Below are 18,455 nucleotides of genomic sequence, written 5' to 3' on the forward strand. Positions count from 1 at the left end.
GGCGGGATGGGCCGTGTTGCGCATGAAAGCTGAGCAGAAGTTGTCTTCTTCCAAGAAACGGGGGTGGGGCGATGGGACCGTGGAGCTTGAGGGCGGTGATGTGGCTGTGCGTAGCGCTCGCGCAGGCGTACTGGTGGCGCATGACCGCCGTGTGGTGGGCGCGTCATGCTTGCCGGACGGCAAGCGGGTGGCAGCGTGGCCGGGAGTGGTGCCGGCTGCGTCGAAGCGTGAAGGCTGAGCTGTGCCGGGTATACGCGCGGGGTGTCGCGCGAGGCATGGGCGGGCAGGCGGCGGGCGAACCTGAGCATGGCGCGACCGAGGACGCGCGGGCGTGGTCGGTGTGGCTGGCGTGGCTGTCGCTATCGAGCGGCTGGTACGGGCGGTTGCTGTCATGGGTGTACGGCTGACCGGGCGATCGGCTGAGTGACTGACCCAAGGGTCGAGCGATGCGCCGGTGGCGATGCAATAAATTAAGTAATCCAAAATAAATGAGGATTGCCTTAGATGGAGCGGAGTTTGATCAAGTGCCATTGAGAAAAACGCAAGAGGATACAAACGAGATGAACAAAAAACGCTATCGATTGGTTTGGAGCCGTCGGCTGAACTCGCTGATCCCTGTCGCGCGGACGCAGGCAGCGGTGCAGCGCAAGGCAGGGCAAGTGCTGTGCACGGGGGAACCCGCGGGCGCGAAAACGGCTTTGACGGTGATGGCGGCGTTACTGCTGCTGCCGGCGACGCGGGCGCATGCGTACAACTATGCGTCGGGCGGGGTGGGCGGCACCGACAACTCGTCGTACAGCTCCAGCGCGTCGTCGGGAGGCGCGTTCCCGGCGACGTCCGGCGTGGACGGAACGAACTACAACGAGGCGTTCGGTTTGAACACGACGGCGAGCGGCGGCTTTGCGCTGTCGATCGGCGATGGCGCGAATGCGAACGGTGAGAAGGCGACGGCGGTGGGTGGGGCATCGGTAGCCAGAGGCCGGAACGCGGTGGCATACGGTGGCGCGTCGTATGCGAACGGGACCGACGCGACGGCGCTGGGCGCGCAGAGCACCGCAGGCGCCGACGGAACGGTCGCGGTGGGATCGACGGCGACGGCGGGCGCGGGGCTGGCGGTGGCGCTGGGCAACGCGGCGGTGGCGAACGGCGAGCACGCGATCGCGCTGGGGCCGTCGTCGATCGCCAGTGCGACCAATGCGCTGGCGATCGGCAATCAGAGCGTGGCGAGCGGCGAATCGTCTACGGCGCTCGGGCTGCATTCGAATGCCGGCGCATCTATGGCGACGGCGCTGGGGATGTGGTCGACGGCATCGGGAATATCGTCGACGGCGCTGGGGGCGGCGAGTACGGCGGGCGGTTCGGGCTCCGTGTCGATCGGCGCCGGCGCGGTGAGCGCGACGGGCACGGACGGCGCGGGCAACGTGGCGATCGGCCAGAACAGCAAGGCGGACACCAGCGGCGGTGGATTCGGCGCGATCGCGGTGGGGCCGTCGGCGAGCGCGGGGACGCCAGGCTATACGGGTGCGATTGCGGTGGGCTTGCAGGCGTCGGCGCAACAGAACGCGCTGGCGATCGGCACGCAGGCTTCGGCGAGCGGGCTGGGCACGGCGTTGGGCTGGGGCGCGAGCGCGAGCGCGGATAACGCGACGGCGCTGGGCGCAGGCGCGAAGGTTTCGACCGGCAACTCGGTGGCGCTGGGATTGAATTCGGTGGCCGCTGCCGCTGCCGTGCCGGTGGCGAGCGCGGTGGTGGGCAACCGGACTTACGCGTTCACGGGCGGGCAGCCGGTGGGCGTCGTAAGCGTGGGCGGCGTGAACAGCGAGCGGCAAATCGTCAATGTGGCGGCGGGCCGGCTCAGTGCGGCGAGCACGGATGCGGTGAATGGCAGCCAGCTGTATGCGACGAACCAGGCGGTCGATACGTTATCGACGTCGACGTCGGCGGGCTTGAGCACGTTGTTGGGCCGGCTGAACGTGACCGATTCCCGTGTGACGTCGCTGTCGACGGCATTGTCGAGCGGGCTGAGCGCGATGGACGGGAATGTGAGCGCGCTGTCGACGGGGCTGAGCACGCTGTCGAGCGGCCTGAGCGTGACCGACGGGAAGGTGGCGTCGTTGTCGACGGGGCTGTCGAGGCTCGACAACACGGTGAATGCGCTGTCGGCGACGCTTGGCTCCACGACGTCGGGCGCGACCGGTGCGGGAAGCACGGCGTTCGGCACGGGCGCGAGCGCGTCGGGCGATTCGGCGGTGGCGGTGGGCGCGCAGTCGTCGGCCTCGGGCACGCACAGCACCGCGATCGGTACGGGCGCGATGGCCTCGGGTGCGAACGGGATCGCGAGCGGCTATCAGGCGAGCGCGTCGGGAAACAACAGCGCGGCGTATGGCGCGGGCGCGACGGCCTCGGGCGTGAACGGGATCGCGAGCGGCTATCAGGCGAGCGCGTCCGGGAACAACAGCGCGGCGTATGGCGCGGGCGCGACGGCCTCGGGTGCGAACGGGATCGCGAGCGGTGATCAGGCGATAGCGTCGGGAGAGAACAGCGCGGCATATGGGGCGCACGCGGTGGCGTCCGGGGCGAATGGCAAGGCGGATGGGTATGGCGCGACGGCGTCAGGGGACGGCGCGACGGCGCTGGGCGCGCATGCGACGGCGAGCGCACGCCACTCGGTGGCGTTGGGTTCGGGTTCGACGGATGACGGGCGCGGTGACGTGGTATCGGTGGGCAGCGAGGCTCACGCGCGCCAGATCACGCATGTGGCCGCAGGTGAGGCGCCGACGGATGCGGTGAACGTGGAGCAACTGAACCAGGGCATCAGCCAGGGCGTGAGCCAGGCGAATGCGTATACGGAAGGGCGGATTCGCGATGTGAACAACCGGCTCGACTCGCTGGGCCGGGATGCGGACGGCGGCGTGGCGGCGTCGATGGCAATCGCGGGTTTGCCGCAGCCGACGCAGCCGGGGATGAGCATGGTGTCGGTGGCGGGAAGCGTGTACCGGGGGCAGTCAGGGCAGGCGATCGGCGTGTCGCATGTGACGGCGAACAACCGGTGGGTGGTCAAGGCGGCGATGTCTGTGAACACGCGCGGAACTTACGGCGCGGTGATTGGCGGCGGTTATCAATGGTGATGCGAGCCGCGTTTGCTACGCGGCGCTAAGCGCGCTCCGGGATACGCGATAACGAGGTGACGACGATGAAGCATGCAATCGATCAACGCTGGGAGCAGCAGCCGTGGGGCAAACGCCCGGCTTCGGCCGGACGCAGCCTGGTGGCGGCGCACGCATTGCAGGCCGGGCTGCCCGGCATGTCCGGGCGGCGCGATCCGCTGCGGCTGTCGCGCATGGCGCTGAGCATGGCGGCGGCGCTGGGCGTGGGCCTGACGATGCCGGCGGCACGGGCGGGCAATGTCTTTAATTGCGCGGGCGCGGGGCAGTCGGGCTGGTTCAGCGCGATCGCCGGTTCGGGCAATGGCGCTTGGACGAACGGCGTCTCGGGCGGCGGCGCGGATAGTTGCAATGGCGGCACGGGCATCACGATTCAGGAAAACAACGGCACTGGCGGCGTCGGCGCGGGCCAGGCGTATGTCTGGGTCGGGCAGACCGGCTACAACGCAGCCGGCTCGGTGACGCTTTATGGTCCCAGCGGCATTAATCTGCAAGGCACGACGTCCCTGAACGGCAACAAGATCACGAAGCTGCAACAGGGCGTGCTGAGCGCGTCGAGCACGGATGCGGTCAACGGTGCACAGCTCTACCAGACCAACCAGAACGTGGCTGCGCTGGCGGCGTCGCTGTCGTCGAGCCAGACGCACTTCGTCAGTATCGACGGCGACGCGCAGCAGGGCAATTACGGGAGCAACGGCGCGAGCGGGTATCACGCGATCGCGATCGGGCCGAACGCGCTGGCGGGCGGCAAGCAGGCAGTGGCGCTGGGCGATGGGGCGAACGCGGGCAACGAGGCGTCGGTGGCGATCGGCCGCGCGGCGTCGGCGAGCGGCTTCAACCAAGGCGTGGCGATCGGCGCGAGCAACACGACGGATGGCGGCGTGAAGCCCGCCGATCCGAAGCAGGGCGGCGGCCTGGTGGCGATCGGGCAGCAGAACACGGCGCGCTCGCTCAATAACGATCCGTTCTCCGGCGGCGGGATCGTGGCGCTGGGGCAGGGCAACACCGCGCAAGGCCAGGGGGCGGTGGCGATCGGTCACGCCAACATGGCGACGGCTGCCGGCGCGATCGCGGTGGGCGATACGGCGATGGCGATGCAGGCGGGCGGCATCGCGCTGGGCGTGAACGCGCGGGCAGCGCGTGCGAACGACGTGGCGCTGGGCGCCGGTTCCGTCACCAGCGCGCCGAACCCGTTTGCGGGCATCGTGCTGGGCGGCGTGACATATGGCTTTGCCGGCGGCAATCCGGCGAGCGTGGTGAGCGTCGGCGCGCCGGGGGCCGAGCGGCAGATCACGAACGTGGCGGCGGGCCAATTGAGCGGCAACAGCACGGACGCGGTCAACGGCAGCCAGTTGTACGCGGCGATGCGGGCCATCAACACGCTGTCGACATCGACTCAGACGTCGATCGTCAACCTGACGAATCAAGTGGGCTCGCTGTCGACGGGACTGAGCGTGACCAATGGCAATGTCAGCACGCTGTCGTCGAGCCTGTCGACGACCAACAACAACGTGGCGACGCTATCGACGACGGTGCAGAAACTGGGCAACACGACGGCGGCGGTGGCGGACATGCGCGGCGACGGTTCGGACAAGCCGGCGGTGACGCCAGGCTCGAACTCGGCGGCGATCGGCGCCAGGTCCAACGATGACGGACGCAGCAACGTGGTGTCGGTGGGCAATGCGACGCAGCAGCGGCAGATCACGAACGTGGCGGCGGGCACGGAGCCGACCGATGCGGTGAACGTGGATCAGTTGAACCAGGGCATGAGGCAAGGCGTGAGCCAGGCGAACCGCTACACGGATCAGCGTATCGACGCGGTGAGCCAGTCGCTGCATGACTTGGCGAGGGGAGCATACGGAGGGATCGCGGCGGCGTTGGCGATGCCGAACCTGACGCCGTCGGGGCCGGGCCGCACGGTGGTGGCGGTGGGGATGGCGAATTACAAGAGCGGCAATGCGGCGGCGGTGAGCGCGACGTACCGCTCGGAGAACAGCCGGTGGCTGGTGAATGCGGGATTCGCGACGACGAACTCGGGAGACCGGGGCGTGCGGGCGCAGCTCGGGTACGAGTGGTGAGAGGGTAGGGATCGATCACGCAACGGCGGGGAGTTCGTGTAATTAATTAGGTATCCATAATAAATGGATAGGGCAAGGAAAGCAGGGAAGGAGGGTAGCCAGAAGCCAGTGAATGAATACGCAAGGTAGTCAAACAACGAAGCAAGTCGAGCGGACGGGGTGGAAGCAGTCTTGATGGCGGGGCGTTGGGCAACGCGCCTGCCCAATCAGGCGGCTCGATGGGAAACGAGCAGGACGTCGTCCTGATTGGATAGGTGAGGAATGCATGAATAGAGCATATCGAACGGTTTGGAACGAGGCGCTGGGATGCTGGGTGGCAGTGTCCGAGTTGGCCAATGCAAAAAGAAAAAGCAGACAACGGCCAGTGGTAAGTCAAAGCGAAGGCGTAACGCAGTTTGCATTCACGCGAATCGTGCTGGGGGTGATGGCCACGATGGGCTTGGGTGTAATGGCGCCGAACGCGATCGCGGGTACGGTTTTTAATGGCAACGGTCATACCAGCACGGCGCCATTACAGAATCCCACCGCGGGAGGTACTGGTACTTATCGATTCAACGGCTGGTTTTCCCTGGGTGCGGCTTGGCAATATAGTGCGACCACGATGTGTCTGAATAGCTATGGAACGGGTTACGGCAATGATGGTGGTTGCACTACGTATGATGTCACTCCAGGTCAGGCTGCAACGTATCGTAATTTTGGTATTTCATTAAGCGAGGTGAGTGATAATACGGGCGCCGCGTATGACAAAATGCGCACCGTGGCGTCAATTGGGGTTGGGGCGTTTCCATATCAAGGACGCGTAGAAATAAATGCGCCTAGGGTAATTAATTTAAAAAGCGATACCAATCTCACAGGCAACCGAATTACCGGTTTGGCCGACGGTTTGATTGCGCCGAATTCAACGGATGCGATCAACGGCCGTCAATTGTTTTCTCTGTCGACGTCGATCAGCTCGGCCGTCGGTACCGCGCTCACGGATATCGCATCGCTGTCCACTGGCATCAGCACGGTTTCGTCGAACGTAGGCACGTTGTCGACGGGCCTGTCCACCACGGACAGCAACGTCGCGTCGCTGTCGAGTGCGTTCAGCACGCTGCCGGCCACGTTCGGCTCACTGTCGACACAGTTGGGCGCGGTCAACGTCGGTATCGGCTCGCTGTCGACCACGCTGTTGAACACGGCTCAGTACGACGACGACACTCATCGCTCCGTCACGCTCGGCCACGCGGGCGCGAGCGTGACGCTCGCCAACGTCGCGGACGGCGGCAGCGCGACGGACGCCATCAACGTGAAGCAGCTCACGGCGTTGTCGACCACGCTGTCGACGGGCATCCAGCCGTTGCAGGGCAGCGTCGATTCGGCAGCGAATACGTTCGGCGGCCTTGCTGCGGGCTTCGCGACGGTGTCGACGGGCGTCTCGACGCTGGTGGTCGGCGTCAATTCGCTGTCGACCAGCACCTCGACGAGCCTCGGTTCGTTGTCGACCGGGCTCGTCACCATTCACAGCGGCATCGGTTCGTTGTCGACGGGCTTGATCGCGGCCGGCAGCAATCTTGCGTCGCTGTCGAGTTCGGTGTCGTCGTCGATCGACAAGCAGCACTTCGTCGGCGTCAACGACGGCGGCACGGTGCAGAGCAACAACGCAAACACGGGTGCGGCCTCGGCGAGCAATGCGATTGCGATCGGGCCGGGCGCGGTGGCGGGCCAGACCGGCCAGGTGGCGTTTGGCCACAACGCGCGGGCGAGGACCGCGAATTCGGTCGCGCTCGGCGACAACGCGCTCGCGGCCGGCTCCGCCGTGCCGGTGCCCGGCGCGCCGGCGGGCGGCATCGCCTACGGCGGCTTCGCCGGCAGCAACCCCGCGGGGCTCGTCAGCGTCGGCAATGCCAGCGAGCAACGGCAATTGACCAACGTCGCGGCCGGCCAACTGACGCAGACGAGCACGGATGCCATCAACGGCAGCCAGCTCTTCGGCGTGGCCGTGGCCACCGGCAATGTGTCCACCACGTTGTCGACGGGTTTGTCCACCGTGTCCAGCCGGCTCGGTTCGGTGTCGACCGGACTGACGAACGCGCAGGCCGGTTTCACATCGTTGTCGACGTCGATCTCGACCAATCTGGGCTCGCTGTCGACGGGGCTGGTCAACGCGGACAACACAGCCAACACGTTGTCGACGGGCCTGATTCAAACCGACAGCATGATCGCGTCGTTGTCGACGGCCGCGCTGCAACCGTTCCCGGACCATTACACCGGCACCAACGACGGCGGCGTGCGGCAGCGCAACTACTGGAACGACGGCGCGTCGGCGGCCAACACGGTCGCGATTGGGCCGGGTGCGGCGGCGAGCGGCGCGCGCGCGATCGCGCTGGGTCAGAACGCGCTCGCGTCGGACCCGGATTCGGTGGCGCTGGGCGCGAACGCGGTGACGCGGGCGGCGGCGCCGACGGCGAACGCGCAGGTGGGCGGCGTCACGTACAGCGCTTTCGCGGGCGCGTCGCCGGCCGGCGTGGTGAGCGTGGGCGGCGGCACCGTAGGCGGGCAGGTGGTGACGCGGCAGATCGTCAACGTGGCGGCCGGGCAGATCGCGCAGACGAGCACGGATGCGATCAACGGCAGCCAGTTGTATGCGGTGGCCAATGCGGTGGCGTCGCTGTCGACGGGCGTGTCGGCGGCGGCGAGCCGGGTGGCGTCGCTGTCGACCGCCATCGGGCGGCAGCAGGGCTACACGGCCGGCGACCCGACGAACACCGCGACGGGGCGGGGCTCGTCCGCAACGGGCGGCGGCAGCACGGCGTATGGCAGCAATGCGAGCGCGTCGGGCGCCGGCAGCGCGGCGTATGGCTCGAGCGCGACGGCCTCGGGCACGAACAGCGCGGCGATCGGCACGAACGCCACGGCGTCGGGCGCGAACGGCGTGGCGACCGGGGCGGGCGCGGTGGCATCGGGCGTGAACGGCAATGCGGACGGTTACCTGGCAAATGCGTCGGGCGACGACAGCACGGCGCTGGGCGCGAACGCGCGGGCGTCGGGGGTCAATTCGGTGGCGCTGGGCGCAGGGTCGGTGGCGTCGGAGGCGAACACGGTGTCGGTGGGTTCGCCCGGTCATGAGCGCCGGGTGACGAACGTGGCGCCCGGGCTCGACGGCACGGACGCGATCAACATGAATCAGCTATGGGCGGTGCAGGGCAGCGTCAACGACGTGGCGCGTCGCGCGTACTCGGGCGTGGCGGCGGCGACGGCGCTGGCGATGATCCCCGGGGTGGACGCAGGCAAGCGGGTGTCGATCGGCGCGGGGGTGGGCTCATACCAAGGCTACCTGGCAGGCGCGGTGGGCGTGAACGTGCGCTTCTCGAAGCAGCTCGGCATGAAGGCCGGGGTGGGGATCAGTTCGTCGAGCCAGACCTATGGCGGCAGTGTGACGTACCAGTGGTGACGGGACCGGAAGCGGAACGAAGCGAATCGAAAGCATGAGGAATGGTCCCGCTGGGACGAAGAGGAAAACGCAATGAACAAAGCATACAAGACGGTATGGAATGAAGCGCTGGGCGGCTGGGTGGCGGTGTCGGAGCTTGAGCGCACGCAGGGCAAGGCTACGCGCGGCGGATGCGTCGTGGCGCGGACGGTGGATGCGGGCGACGGACGGCGTGCGCCGCGGCTCAAGCATCTGGCGGTGAGCGTCGCGGCGGCAATGGGCTTGGGCATGGCCGGGTCGGCCGCGTGGGCGGGCACGATCGTCAACTGCAATGGCACGGCAGGATACGGCAGTGCCTTCGCAGGGCCGGGCGCAGGTCAGTGGACCTACGGTGTAGGCAGTGGAAATGCCGGCTGCACCGGCGGCGCCGGTGTTGCATTGTCTGACAGCGGAACCGGGGCGGGAAGCACGGCCTATGTACAGGTCGGCCAGGTGGGCGGGAATGCGGCCGGCACGGTTTCGATCTATGGCGTGAATGGCATCCGCTTGAATTCTCAAACCGACCTGAGCGGCCACAAGATCACGGGGCTGGCGCCGGGCGCTATCAATCCGAATTCACAGGAGGCCATCAACGGCGCGCAGCTCTACGGGATCACCGGCGGCCTGGCCTCGATCTCGACCGGCCTGCTGAGCTCGCTGTCGACGAGCCTGTCGACCGCGCAAAGCGGGGTGAATTCGCTGTCGACGGGGCTGGTGGCGACGAACAGCAACCTGGCGTCGCTATCGACTTCGGTGGGTAACGGCATCAACTCGCTGTCGACGGGGCTCGCCGGTGCGCAAACGAGCATCGGCTCGCTGTCGACGGGCTTGTCGAACGCGGTGCAATACGATCCGAATTCGAACCGCACGCGCGTGACGCTCGGCGGCGCGAGCGCGACGGCGCCGGTCAAGCTCACCAACGTCGCGCCGGGCGTCAACGCGACGGACGCGGTCAACTTCGGCCAGTTCGGTTCGCTGTCGACTTCGGCGTCGACGGGCATCTTCACCGTGCAATCGCGCGTCAACTCGCTGTCCACGGGCTTTGCCAGCGTCAGCACCGGCATCAGCACGTTGTCGACCACGCTGGTGGGCGCCAATAGCACGCTAGGCTCGCTGTCGACCTCGACCTCGACCAGCGTGGGCGCGCTGACCACGAGCGTGACGGGCGCGCAATCGGGCGTCAATTCGCTGTCCACGGGCTTGGCGAATCTCAACAACGGCCTCGCGGCGATTTCGAGTTCGGTGCCGCACTACGTGAGCGTGACCGGCGATGGCACGACGAGCCAGGGCAACTATGCGAACGACGGCGCGCGCGCGCCGAACTCGGTGGCGATCGGCGCGAACGCGGTGGTCGACGCGAGCGCGGCGGGCGGCGTGGCGCTGGGCTACAACGCGACGGCGGGCCACGCGGGCTCGGTGGCGCTCGGCTCGAACGCGGTAACGGCGGCGGCCAGGCCGACGGGCAACGCGCCGATCACGATCGCCGGCATCAGTTACGGCAGCTTCGCGGGCAACAACGCGACGCAGGTGGTGAGCGTGGGCGGCGGCGTGGTGGGCGGCCAGGCGGTGACGCGGCAGATTACCAACGTGGCGGCGGGCCAGCTCAACGCGGCGAGCACCGACGCGGTCAACGGCAGCCAGCTCTATCAGGTCGCGAGTGCGGTGGGCACGCTGTCGACGTCGGCGTCCACGGGCATTGCGACTGCGCTGAGCGGTGTCGGCTCGCTGTCGACGGGAATCGTCGGCCTCAACAGCAGTATCGGTTCGTTGTCGACGTCGACGTCGACGAGTATCGGCGCGCTGTCGTCGCAGCTCACGACGGTCGACAGCCGGATCGGCTCGTTGTCGACGGGGCTGACGACGACCAACAGCAATGTCGCGGCGATCTCGACGTCGCTGTCGGGCTCGCGGCATTACGTGAGCGTGAACGACGGCGGCACGCACGTGGGCAACTACGACAACGTCGGCGCGCAAGCCGCGAACTCGGTCGCGATCGGACCGAACGCGGTGGTGAGCGCGAGCGCGTCGGGCGCGGTGGCGCTCGGTTATGGCGCGTCGGCGGGCGATGCGAATGCGGTGGCGCTGGGTGCGAACGCGGTGACGCGGGCGGCGGTGCCGACGGCGAGCGCGCAGGTGGGCGGCATCACGTATAGCGCTTTCGCGGGCGCGTCGCCGGCCGGCGTGGTGAGCGTGGGCGGCGGCACGGTGGGCGGGCAGGTGGTGACGCGGCAGATCGTCAACGTGGCGGCCGGTCAGGTTGCGCAGACGAGCACGGATGCGATCAACGGCAGCCAGTTGTATGCGGTGGCGAACGAAGTGGCGACGCTGTCGACGACATTGGCCAATACCAACGTGACGCTCGCGTCGATCTCGACCGGCGTTGGCGGCAACAACGGCGGCAACAACGGCGGCAACAACGGCGGCAACAACGGCGGCAACAACGGCGGCAACAACGGCGGTAACAACGGCGGTAACAACGGCGGCAACAACGGTGGTGTCGGCGGCAACGGCAACACGGGCACGTCGCAAGGCGGCGGTTCGAGTGCGTCGGGCAATGGCGGCTCGTCGTATGGCAACAACTCGACGGCATCGGGCGACGGCAGCTCGTCATACGGCTCGGGCTCCACCGCGTCGGGCACGAACGGCACGGCGATCGGCAGCCATTCGACGGCGTCGGGTGACGGCAGCACGGCAGTCGGCGCCGGGGCGGTGGCCTCGGGCGTCCACGGCAAGGCCGACGGCTATCTCGCGACGGCCTCGGGCAACAACAGCACGGCGCTGGGCGCGAACGCGACGGCGAGCGGGGCGAACGCCGTCGCGCTGGGCGCGGGCTCGATCGCGGATCAGGACAACACCGTGTCGCTCGGCTCGCCGGGCCACGAGCGGCGCTTGACCAACGTCGCGCCGGGCATCAACGGCACCGACGCGGTCAACATGAACCAGCTCAGTTCGGTGCAGTCGAGCATCACCGACGTGGCGCGCCGCGCGTACTCGGGCATTGCGGCGGCCACCGCGCTGACGATGATCCCTGAGGTCGATCCGGGCAAGAGGATCGCGGTGGGTATCGCCGGCGGCGGCTATCAGGGCTACGGCGCGAGCGCGCTGGGCGTCAACGTGCGGCTGACCGAGAACATCAAGATGAAGGCCGGAGTGGGGATCAGCGCGGCGGGACAGGCTTACGGCGGCGGGGTGTCGTACCAGTGGTGAGGTCCGCGCGCGTGATCCGCGAGGACGGCGCTTGCGCCGTTCCCGCCCGGCGGCCGGGCTGGCCCGATCCGGCCGGCCGCCGGCGCAGCCGGTTGTTGCCCCTTCATTGAGGACGCTTTTTTTATGAAACGACTTATCCATCCGATGTGGCTGATCGTCGCGTCGCTTGCCGCGCTTACGGCCTGTACCAGTGCGTCGGGGCCGACGTTCAATGCTTATACGCTCACGGGCGCCGACGGCGCGCTGACTTACCAGGTGACCTGTCACGGCCTGCTCGAAGGCCGCTCGGTCTGCGAGCAGCAGGCGCAGCAGATCTGCGGCGATCAAGCGGTGCGCGTGGTCGAGGCGATCGCGGGGCTTGGCCAGACGCGCGGCGGCGAGGCCGATGCCCGCATTCTCACGTTCCAGTGCGGCGCGGCGCCCGCACCCGCGCCGATAGCGGCGGCCGCCGTCTTGGTCGAGCCGCAGCAGACACCCGCGCCGCAGGCCGCGCCGCTCACGGCGACCGTGCACTTCGCGACCAATCAGGCGACGTTGTCCGACGAGGCCCGCTCGCGGCTGGATGCGCTGCTGGAGCAGGTGCGCAGCGCGCCGGTGAGCGGCGCGCGCATCGACGGCTATACGGATTCGACCGGACCGTTGCGCATCAACCAGCCGCTGTCGACCGCGCGTGCGCAGGCCGCGGCGCGGTATCTGCGCGAGCGTGGCGTGCGCACGCTGCAGGTGCGCGGCCATGGCCCGCGTGATCCGGTGGCGGACAACCGCACCCGGTCCGGCCGTGCGCAGAACCGGCGTGCGGACGTCGAGTTGCGGCCATGATCCGCGGGCGTCTGAGCGCGATGGCGTACCCCGACCGCTGGAAGATCCACCTGCTCGGCAGCAGTCTCGCGACTTGCTGGATCGATCTGGCGCTCACGCACGCGGCTTGCCGGCAGCCGTGGCTCGCGCAGTTGACGCCGGCGGCGCACGCCGCGCTCGTCGGCGGGCTCGGCGCGCTGGCGGTGCTCGCGTTGCCGATGCTCGCCGCGCGCGTGCGGCCGCGCTGGCCGTTCGAAGGGGGAGTGAGCACGGCATCGCTCGCGCGAGGCCGGCTGCTGGGCGTCGCGCTTGGCGTGGTGTTGAGCCTGCTGTTTCGTGTTTCCAACTGAACCATGGCAACCGTGATTGAATCGATTTCCTCTGCCGCGCCCGAGGCGTGGTCTGCGTTCGCCGAAGCGGCGCTCGCGCAAGGCGACCTCGTGACGGCCGCGTTGCTGCTCGACTCGCACGACGCCGCCCACGCGGCGCAGCCGGACCTGGTGCTGCTGGCAAGCCGCGTGCTGCGGCTGCGCGGCCATTATCCGGACGCGCGCGCGGCGCTCGAGCGCGCGCTCGAACGGCATCCGGACCATGCCGGCCTGCTGGTGGAGCGGGCCCGGCTCGCCTGCGCGCAGCGCGATGCGCAGGACGCGCTCGACTGGTTCGAGCGGGCCTGGGCGCAGACCGGCGAGTTCGCGGCGTGGGCGCCCGAGTGGCTCGACCTGCTGATTCAGTCTGGCCGCCACGAGACGGCGCTCGCCGTCGCGCAGACGCACGCCGGGCGCGCGCAGGACGACGCCGACGCGTGGTTCTGGCTCGGCTACGTGCAGCAACTGAATCAGCAGCATGCGGCGGCGCTCAACGCCTATCACCGCTGCGCGGGGCTCGCGCCGAACCGGCCGATGCTGCGCAGCAACCTGGCCGCGCTGTACCTGGACCAGCGCGATTACGCGGCGGCCAAGACCCAGCTCGACCTGGCGCTGAAGGCCGATCCCGGCAACGCGCTCGCGTGGGCGAACCTGTCGGTGCTGTGGCTCAAGCGTGGCGATCCGGCGGCCGCGCGCATCGCGGCCGAGCGTGCGCTCGCGCTGAATCCGCGTCACGCGATTGCATGGCAAGGCTATTCGAACGCACTCAAGGAACTGCAGGACTGGACGGCGGCGACCGAAGCGATCGAGCGTGCGTGCGCGCTGGAGCCGCAGCACGCGTCATACCGGTGGTCGCTCGCGATGCTGCAGCTCGTGCGCGGCGACTATGCGAACGGCTGGACGCACCACGAAGCGCGCTGGCAGGGCTCGCCGGAATTGCGCACGGTGCAGTTGAACTGGAGCGCGCCGCGCCTGGCCGATCAGGACGTGGCGGGCAAAACGGTGCTGGTGTGGAGCGAGCAGGGTTACGGCGACGTGCTGCAATTCGCCCGCTTCGTGCCGGCGTTCGCGCAACGCGTGCGCGAGGCGGGCGGCGAGGTGGCGTATTGCACGTTTCCGAATCTGCTGCCGCTCGTCTCGCGCAGTCTCGCGGGCCGGGTGGAGCAGATCGCGCCATCGCTGCCGCAGGCGATTCCGCCGCACGATTACCAGCTTCCGCTCGGCAGTCTGCCGCTTGCGCTGGACGTGTCGCTCGACGCGCTGTCCGGCTATGCGCCGCCCTATCTGAAGGCCGATGCGGCGCAGACGGCGCGCTGGCGCAACCGCTGCGCGTCGGCGGGCGCGCGGCTCAAGGTCGGGCTGGTTTGGAGCGGCAGCCGCACGCATCAGCGCAATGCGCACCGGTCGGTGCCGCCGTCGGCGCTGGCGCGCGCGCTGGCGGGCATCGAGCAGGTGCAGGCCTACAACCTGCAGGTGGAGGCCACGCGTGCGGAGCTGGAGGCGATCGGACGCGGCGGGCTCGCGCTGATCGATCACACCAAGGCGTTCAAGACCTTCGACGAGACGGCGGCGTTCGTCAGTCAGCTCGATCTGGTGATCACCGTGTGCACGTCGATCGCGCATCTGGCGGGCGCGCTGAACGTGCCGACCTGGGTGCTGCTGGATGTGAATCCGCATTGGGTGTGGCTGACGGATCGCGACGACAGCCCGTGGTATCCGTCGATGCGGCTGTACCGGCAGCCGGCATTCGGCGCGTGGCAGCCGGTGCTGCAGCGGCTCGGACGGGATCTGCGCGCGCGGGCGGCGGCATGCGAGACGGCGCCGGACGCGGCAGGCACGACATGACGCCCGCGCCGCGCAAGCCGGGCCACGACGACGCGCAGCAGCAACGGGGCCTGACGGACATGAAGGACGTGGGTGTGCCGCGCCGCGTGGCGCGCCCGCTTGCCGGGCTCGACTGGCGCGCGGAACTGGCGACGGCCTGCCGCTGGGCGGCGCCGTGGGTGATCGCGTCGCTGGTCGTGCTGGCGTTGTACGTGGGCTTGCATGCGTTGCAGTGACGCGCGGCGGCGGTCACGCGCCGTGCGGCACGACGGCAAGGATGGTGCGGCGCGAGCGCGCGCGGTGGCGCGGGAGTTGCCGTGGCATGAGCGGCGGCAGGCAAAGCGTGGTGTTGGAGCAGGCGGTGGCGGGAAGGTGGAAGGCAGCGGATAGAAGCATGGCGGTGGCAGTGAGGCAGCAGCCGGCAGCGGCGCGCAAGCCGTCGTGATGCGAGCGGCGGCACATGTGCAGGAGCCGGTAGTCGAGCAACAAACGGCAGAAAGCCAATGGGTAGCCGTGACGTCAAAGCCGCGCTGAGGCAGGCGGCAGCGATGCGGCGCAGGCAGTGCCGACGCAGATAGCGGTCGTGACGTAAAAGGCAGCGGTAATGGAAGGAATGACGGTGACGCAAAGGGCGTGGCGAGCCGCCGCCGATAGGGCGAGCGGCACGGGGTCGATGACAGACAGTGCATGGGGACACGGCGCGCGACGCGCCGGGGAGTGGAGTGCATGAAGGCGGATCGCACAGCGGACGGCAACGCTGTCCAGCAGCAGGGAGAGCCTCATCAACGCGCATGCGAGGGCGGCGAGGCGCGCGGGCGGGCGCCGTGCCGGCCACGCGCGCGCGTGGCGGACGACGCGCACGTAGGCGTGGGCGCCGGCAGTTCCCCCGACATCTGGGCCACGGTGTGCCGCACGCTTGCGCCGTTTGCGGTCGCACTGCTGATCGCCTTGGGTTTGTATGCACTGCTGCATTGGCTGGTGTCGTAGGCCCGCGCGGCGGCGCGCCCGGTTCGTTCGCGCGGTCATCGCCGCCCTCTGGCTCGCCACGCTCGCCGGCTGCGGCGTGCTGGGTTGCGGGGCGAGCGCGACGAACGGCGCCGCGGCGGGCGGCTGTCAGCTCGGCACGCGTTTTTAGATGGGGAGTGTCCGGCCGCCCATGCGCGGACGGATGCGCATGCAAGAAGGAGCCAACGATGATGATAGACCCGTATGAGGAGCTGCTCGCCAAGCGCGCGCAGCTCGATGCAGAGATCGCCGCGGTGCGCGCCACCCGGCGGCGCGATATCACCGAGCAGATTCTCAAGCTGATGCGCGAGTACGAGATCAGCGTGCAGGACCTGGACGACTGGCTGGCCGCCGAGGAGAGCGGGGACCGCCGCCGGCGCCGCGTCGAGCCGCGCTACTGGGATCCGAAGACAGGGGCCACCTGGTCCGGGCGCGGCAAGCGGCCGCGGTGGATGGCCGGCCACGATCCCGAGGAATTCCGCTTAAAGACGCTCGCGCAGCAGGCCGGCGACGCCGGGGGGCTCGGCGATGCCGATGCCGATGCGGCCGACGGGCCGCACGACTCCACGCCTGAACAGGAGCATTGAACGATGCCGAGCGCGATGATTCAACGCTGCAGTGCCGAGGTGATCGGCACTTTCTGGCTGGTGTTCGGCGGCTGCGGCAGCGCCGTGCTGGCGAGCGTCTATCCGGAGACCGGCATCGGCTTTATCGGCGTGTCCCTTGCGTTCGGCTTCGCGATGCTGACGATGGCCTGCGCGCTCGGCCCGGTGTCGGGGGCGCACCTGAATCCGGCCGTGAGCTTGGCGCTCGCGCTCGCCGGGCGCCTTGCGCTGCGCGATCTCGTGCCGTATCTGATCGCGCAGCTGGCCGGCGCCTTGCTCGGCGCGGGCGCGGTCTATCTGATCGCCGCTGGCAAGCCCGGCGTTGACGTGCTCGCCGGCGGGCTGGCGGCCAACGGTTACGACGCGCGCTCGCCGGGACAGTATTCGATGGCCGCCGCGTTTTTTACCGAGACGGTGTGCACGGCCGGCTTCGTGCTGGTCGTGCTGCGCGCGAGCGCACGCAGCGCGCCGGTGGCGGCGGGCTTGGCGTTGACGCTCGCGTATCTGATCGCGATGCCTGTCACGAACGCGTCGATCAATCCGGCGCGCTCGAGCGGGCCCGCGCTGATCGTCGGCGGCGACGCGCTCAAACAGTTATGGCTGTTCTGGTGCGCGCCGGGCGCGGGCGCGGTGCTCGCGGCCGCGCTCGATGCGCTCGTGAGCGGCGGCCGGCGCACGGCGGCTGGCCGGCGCGTGCGGATCGGGGCTTGAGACCATGCGTATCGGACTTTCCGTGCTCACGCACGCCGGCCAGAATCTCTGGGAGAACGGCATTGGCCAGAACATCCTGTTTCTGGCCGATCTGCTCCAGCAGATCCCGTTCGTCGAGGCCGTGCTGCTGCTCAATTGTGGCGACCAGCCCACGCTCGCCGCGCAAGCCGATGCGCGCGCGCGTGCACTGCCGCTCGTCGCGCCCCGCGAGGCGGGCGACGCGCTCGACGTGATCATCGAGATGGGCGGCGGCTTGGACGTCGCGTGGCTCGATCTGATGCGCGCGCGCGGCAAGCGGGTCGTGTTCCACTGCTGCGGCCAGCCTTATGTGAACCTGGTCGAGCCGATCGTATTCGAGCGGCCGAACTATGCGGCGCGCTACGACCGTTGCGATGCGGTGTGGTATCTGCCGAAGGATGCGCGGCATGCGCCGCTGTTGCGCACGCTGTATCGCTGCGATGCCGAGCAGGTGCCGTATCTGTGGGACGCGCGCTTCGTCGCGGCCCGCGCGGCCGAGATCGGCGCGCTCGGCCTGCGTTATGGCTACGAGCCCGTGCGGCGGGGGCTGCGGGTGGCGATCTTCGAGCCGAACGTGTCGGTGGTCAAGGCCGCGTGCGTGCCGATGCTGATCTGCGACGCCGCGTATCGCGCCGAGCCCGACGCCGTCGAAGCGATGCACGTGCTGAACACGCTGCACATGACGGAGCATCCGACGCTGCTGCACCTGGCGCACTCGCTGGATCTCGTCAAGCAGCAATGCGCGGTTTTTCATGGGCGTCACGACGTAGTCGGCTTCCTGGCGCAACATGCCGACGCAGTGGTCTCGCATCAGTGGACCAACGCGCAGAACTACAACCACCTGGATGTGCTGTACGGCGACTATCCGCTGATCCACAACGCGGCGTGGCTGCGCGATGCGGGCTATTACTACCCGGACTTCGAGATCGACGCGGGCGCGCAGGCGCTGTTGAGCGCGGTGCACACGCACGCGCGCGGGCTTCAGACGTACCGGGCGCGCGCGCGCGACGTGTTCCGGCAGGTGGACCCGCTCGCGCGCGCCAATCAGGATGCCTATGCGCGGGCATTGTGGCGGCTCGCGCCGCAGCGGGCGGGAGGAGCGCGTGCGGCGGGCGCGGCGGACGAGCCGCCGCACGCCGGCGCGGCGAGCACGGCGAGCACGGCGAGCACGGCGAACACGGCGAACACGGCGAACACGGCGAACACGGCGAACACGGCGAACACGG

Annotated in this window: 14 protein-coding genes and 1 pseudogene; 14 read left to right on the forward strand and 1 reads right to left on the reverse strand. The window is 68.9% G+C overall.

Going from position 1 to position 18,455, the window contains the following annotated elements; genetic code table 11:
• Positions 1–71: 71 nt before the first annotated feature.
• The 10 genes and pseudogenes from BSIN_RS21315 (at position 72) to BSIN_RS21355 (ending at position 15,126) form a co-directional block, all read left to right on the forward strand.
• Positions 72–407 (forward strand): hypothetical protein, encoded by a 336-nt coding sequence (locus BSIN_RS21315; RefSeq protein WP_089341902.1) that lies wholly within the window; start codon positions 72–74, stop codon positions 405–407.
• Positions 408–560: 153 nt separating this feature from the next.
• Complete coding sequence (locus tag BSIN_RS21320) at positions 561–3,128, forward strand: YadA family autotransporter adhesin (RefSeq protein WP_159936026.1); 2,568 nt, start codon at positions 561–563, stop codon at positions 3,126–3,128.
• 65 nt (positions 3,129–3,193) lie between these two features.
• Positions 3,194–5,242 carry a YadA family autotransporter adhesin gene (locus BSIN_RS21325; protein ID WP_143757511.1) on the forward strand — a complete coding sequence of 683 codons (2,049 nt, stop codon included), beginning with the start codon at positions 3,194–3,196 and terminating at the stop codon, positions 5,240–5,242.
• 265 nt (positions 5,243–5,507) lie between these two features.
• A pseudogene (locus BSIN_RS26855) lies at positions 5,508–5,591 on the forward strand (ESPR domain-containing protein); the annotation flags it as partial.
• Positions 5,592–6,113: 522 nt separating this feature from the next.
• Positions 6,114–8,675 (forward strand): YadA family autotransporter adhesin, encoded by a 2,562-nt coding sequence (locus tag BSIN_RS21330; protein ID WP_256583926.1) that lies wholly within the window; start codon positions 6,114–6,116, stop codon positions 8,673–8,675.
• Positions 8,676–8,747: 72 nt separating this feature from the next.
• Positions 8,748–11,900 carry an ESPR-type extended signal peptide-containing protein gene (locus tag BSIN_RS21335; RefSeq protein WP_089341906.1) on the forward strand — a complete coding sequence of 1,051 codons (3,153 nt, stop codon included), beginning with the start codon at positions 8,748–8,750 and terminating at the stop codon, positions 11,898–11,900.
• A gap of 123 nt (positions 11,901–12,023) precedes the next feature.
• Entirely contained in the window at positions 12,024–12,719 is a 696-nt protein-coding gene (locus BSIN_RS21340; protein WP_089341907.1) for an OmpA family protein, read from the forward strand.
• Positions 12,716–13,048, forward strand: a complete 333-nt coding sequence (locus BSIN_RS21345; protein WP_059519898.1) for a hypothetical protein — start codon at positions 12,716–12,718, stop codon at positions 13,046–13,048. Before BSIN_RS21340 ends, BSIN_RS21345 begins: the two co-directional genes overlap by 4 nt.
• Positions 13,049–13,051: 3 nt before the next feature.
• Positions 13,052–14,911, forward strand: coding sequence for a tetratricopeptide repeat protein (locus tag BSIN_RS21350; RefSeq protein ID WP_089341908.1), 1,860 nt, complete (start codon positions 13,052–13,054; stop codon positions 14,909–14,911).
• Positions 14,908–15,126: a hypothetical protein gene (locus BSIN_RS21355; protein WP_059519897.1), complete on the forward strand. Its 219-nt coding sequence runs from the start codon at positions 14,908–14,910 to the stop codon at positions 15,124–15,126. Before BSIN_RS21350 ends, BSIN_RS21355 begins: the two co-directional genes overlap by 4 nt.
• A gap of 13 nt (positions 15,127–15,139) precedes the next feature.
• On the opposite strand, the gene BSIN_RS21360 is transcribed toward BSIN_RS21355, so the two are convergent.
• Complete coding sequence (locus BSIN_RS21360) at positions 15,140–15,379, reverse strand: hypothetical protein (protein ID WP_089341909.1); 240 nt, start codon at positions 15,377–15,379, stop codon at positions 15,140–15,142.
• Between the two features lie 237 nt (positions 15,380–15,616).
• Between BSIN_RS21360 and BSIN_RS21365 the strand changes: the two genes are divergently transcribed.
• The 4 genes from BSIN_RS21365 to BSIN_RS21380 all read left to right on the forward strand — a co-directional run.
• On the forward strand, positions 15,617–15,877 hold the full coding sequence (locus tag BSIN_RS21365; RefSeq protein WP_143757512.1) for a hypothetical protein: 261 nt from the start codon (positions 15,617–15,619) through the stop codon (positions 15,875–15,877).
• Between the two features lie 206 nt (positions 15,878–16,083).
• On the forward strand, positions 16,084–16,482 hold the full coding sequence (locus tag BSIN_RS21370) for an H-NS histone family protein (RefSeq protein WP_089341911.1): 399 nt from the start codon (positions 16,084–16,086) through the stop codon (positions 16,480–16,482).
• 3 nt (positions 16,483–16,485) lie between these two features.
• The gene (gene aqpZ, locus BSIN_RS21375; RefSeq protein WP_218192441.1) at positions 16,486–17,211 is read left to right on the forward strand and encodes an aquaporin Z; all 726 of its coding nucleotides are present in this window, start codon (positions 16,486–16,488) and stop codon (positions 17,209–17,211) included.
• Between the two features lie 4 nt (positions 17,212–17,215).
• A partial coding sequence (locus BSIN_RS21380; RefSeq protein ID WP_173678730.1) for a DUF2827 domain-containing protein occupies positions 17,216–18,455 on the forward strand: 1,240 nt, incomplete at its 3' end.

The sequence above is a fragment of the Burkholderia singularis genome (assembly GCF_900176645.1).
Taxonomy (GTDB): Bacteria; Pseudomonadota; Gammaproteobacteria; order Burkholderiales; family Burkholderiaceae; genus Burkholderia; species Burkholderia singularis.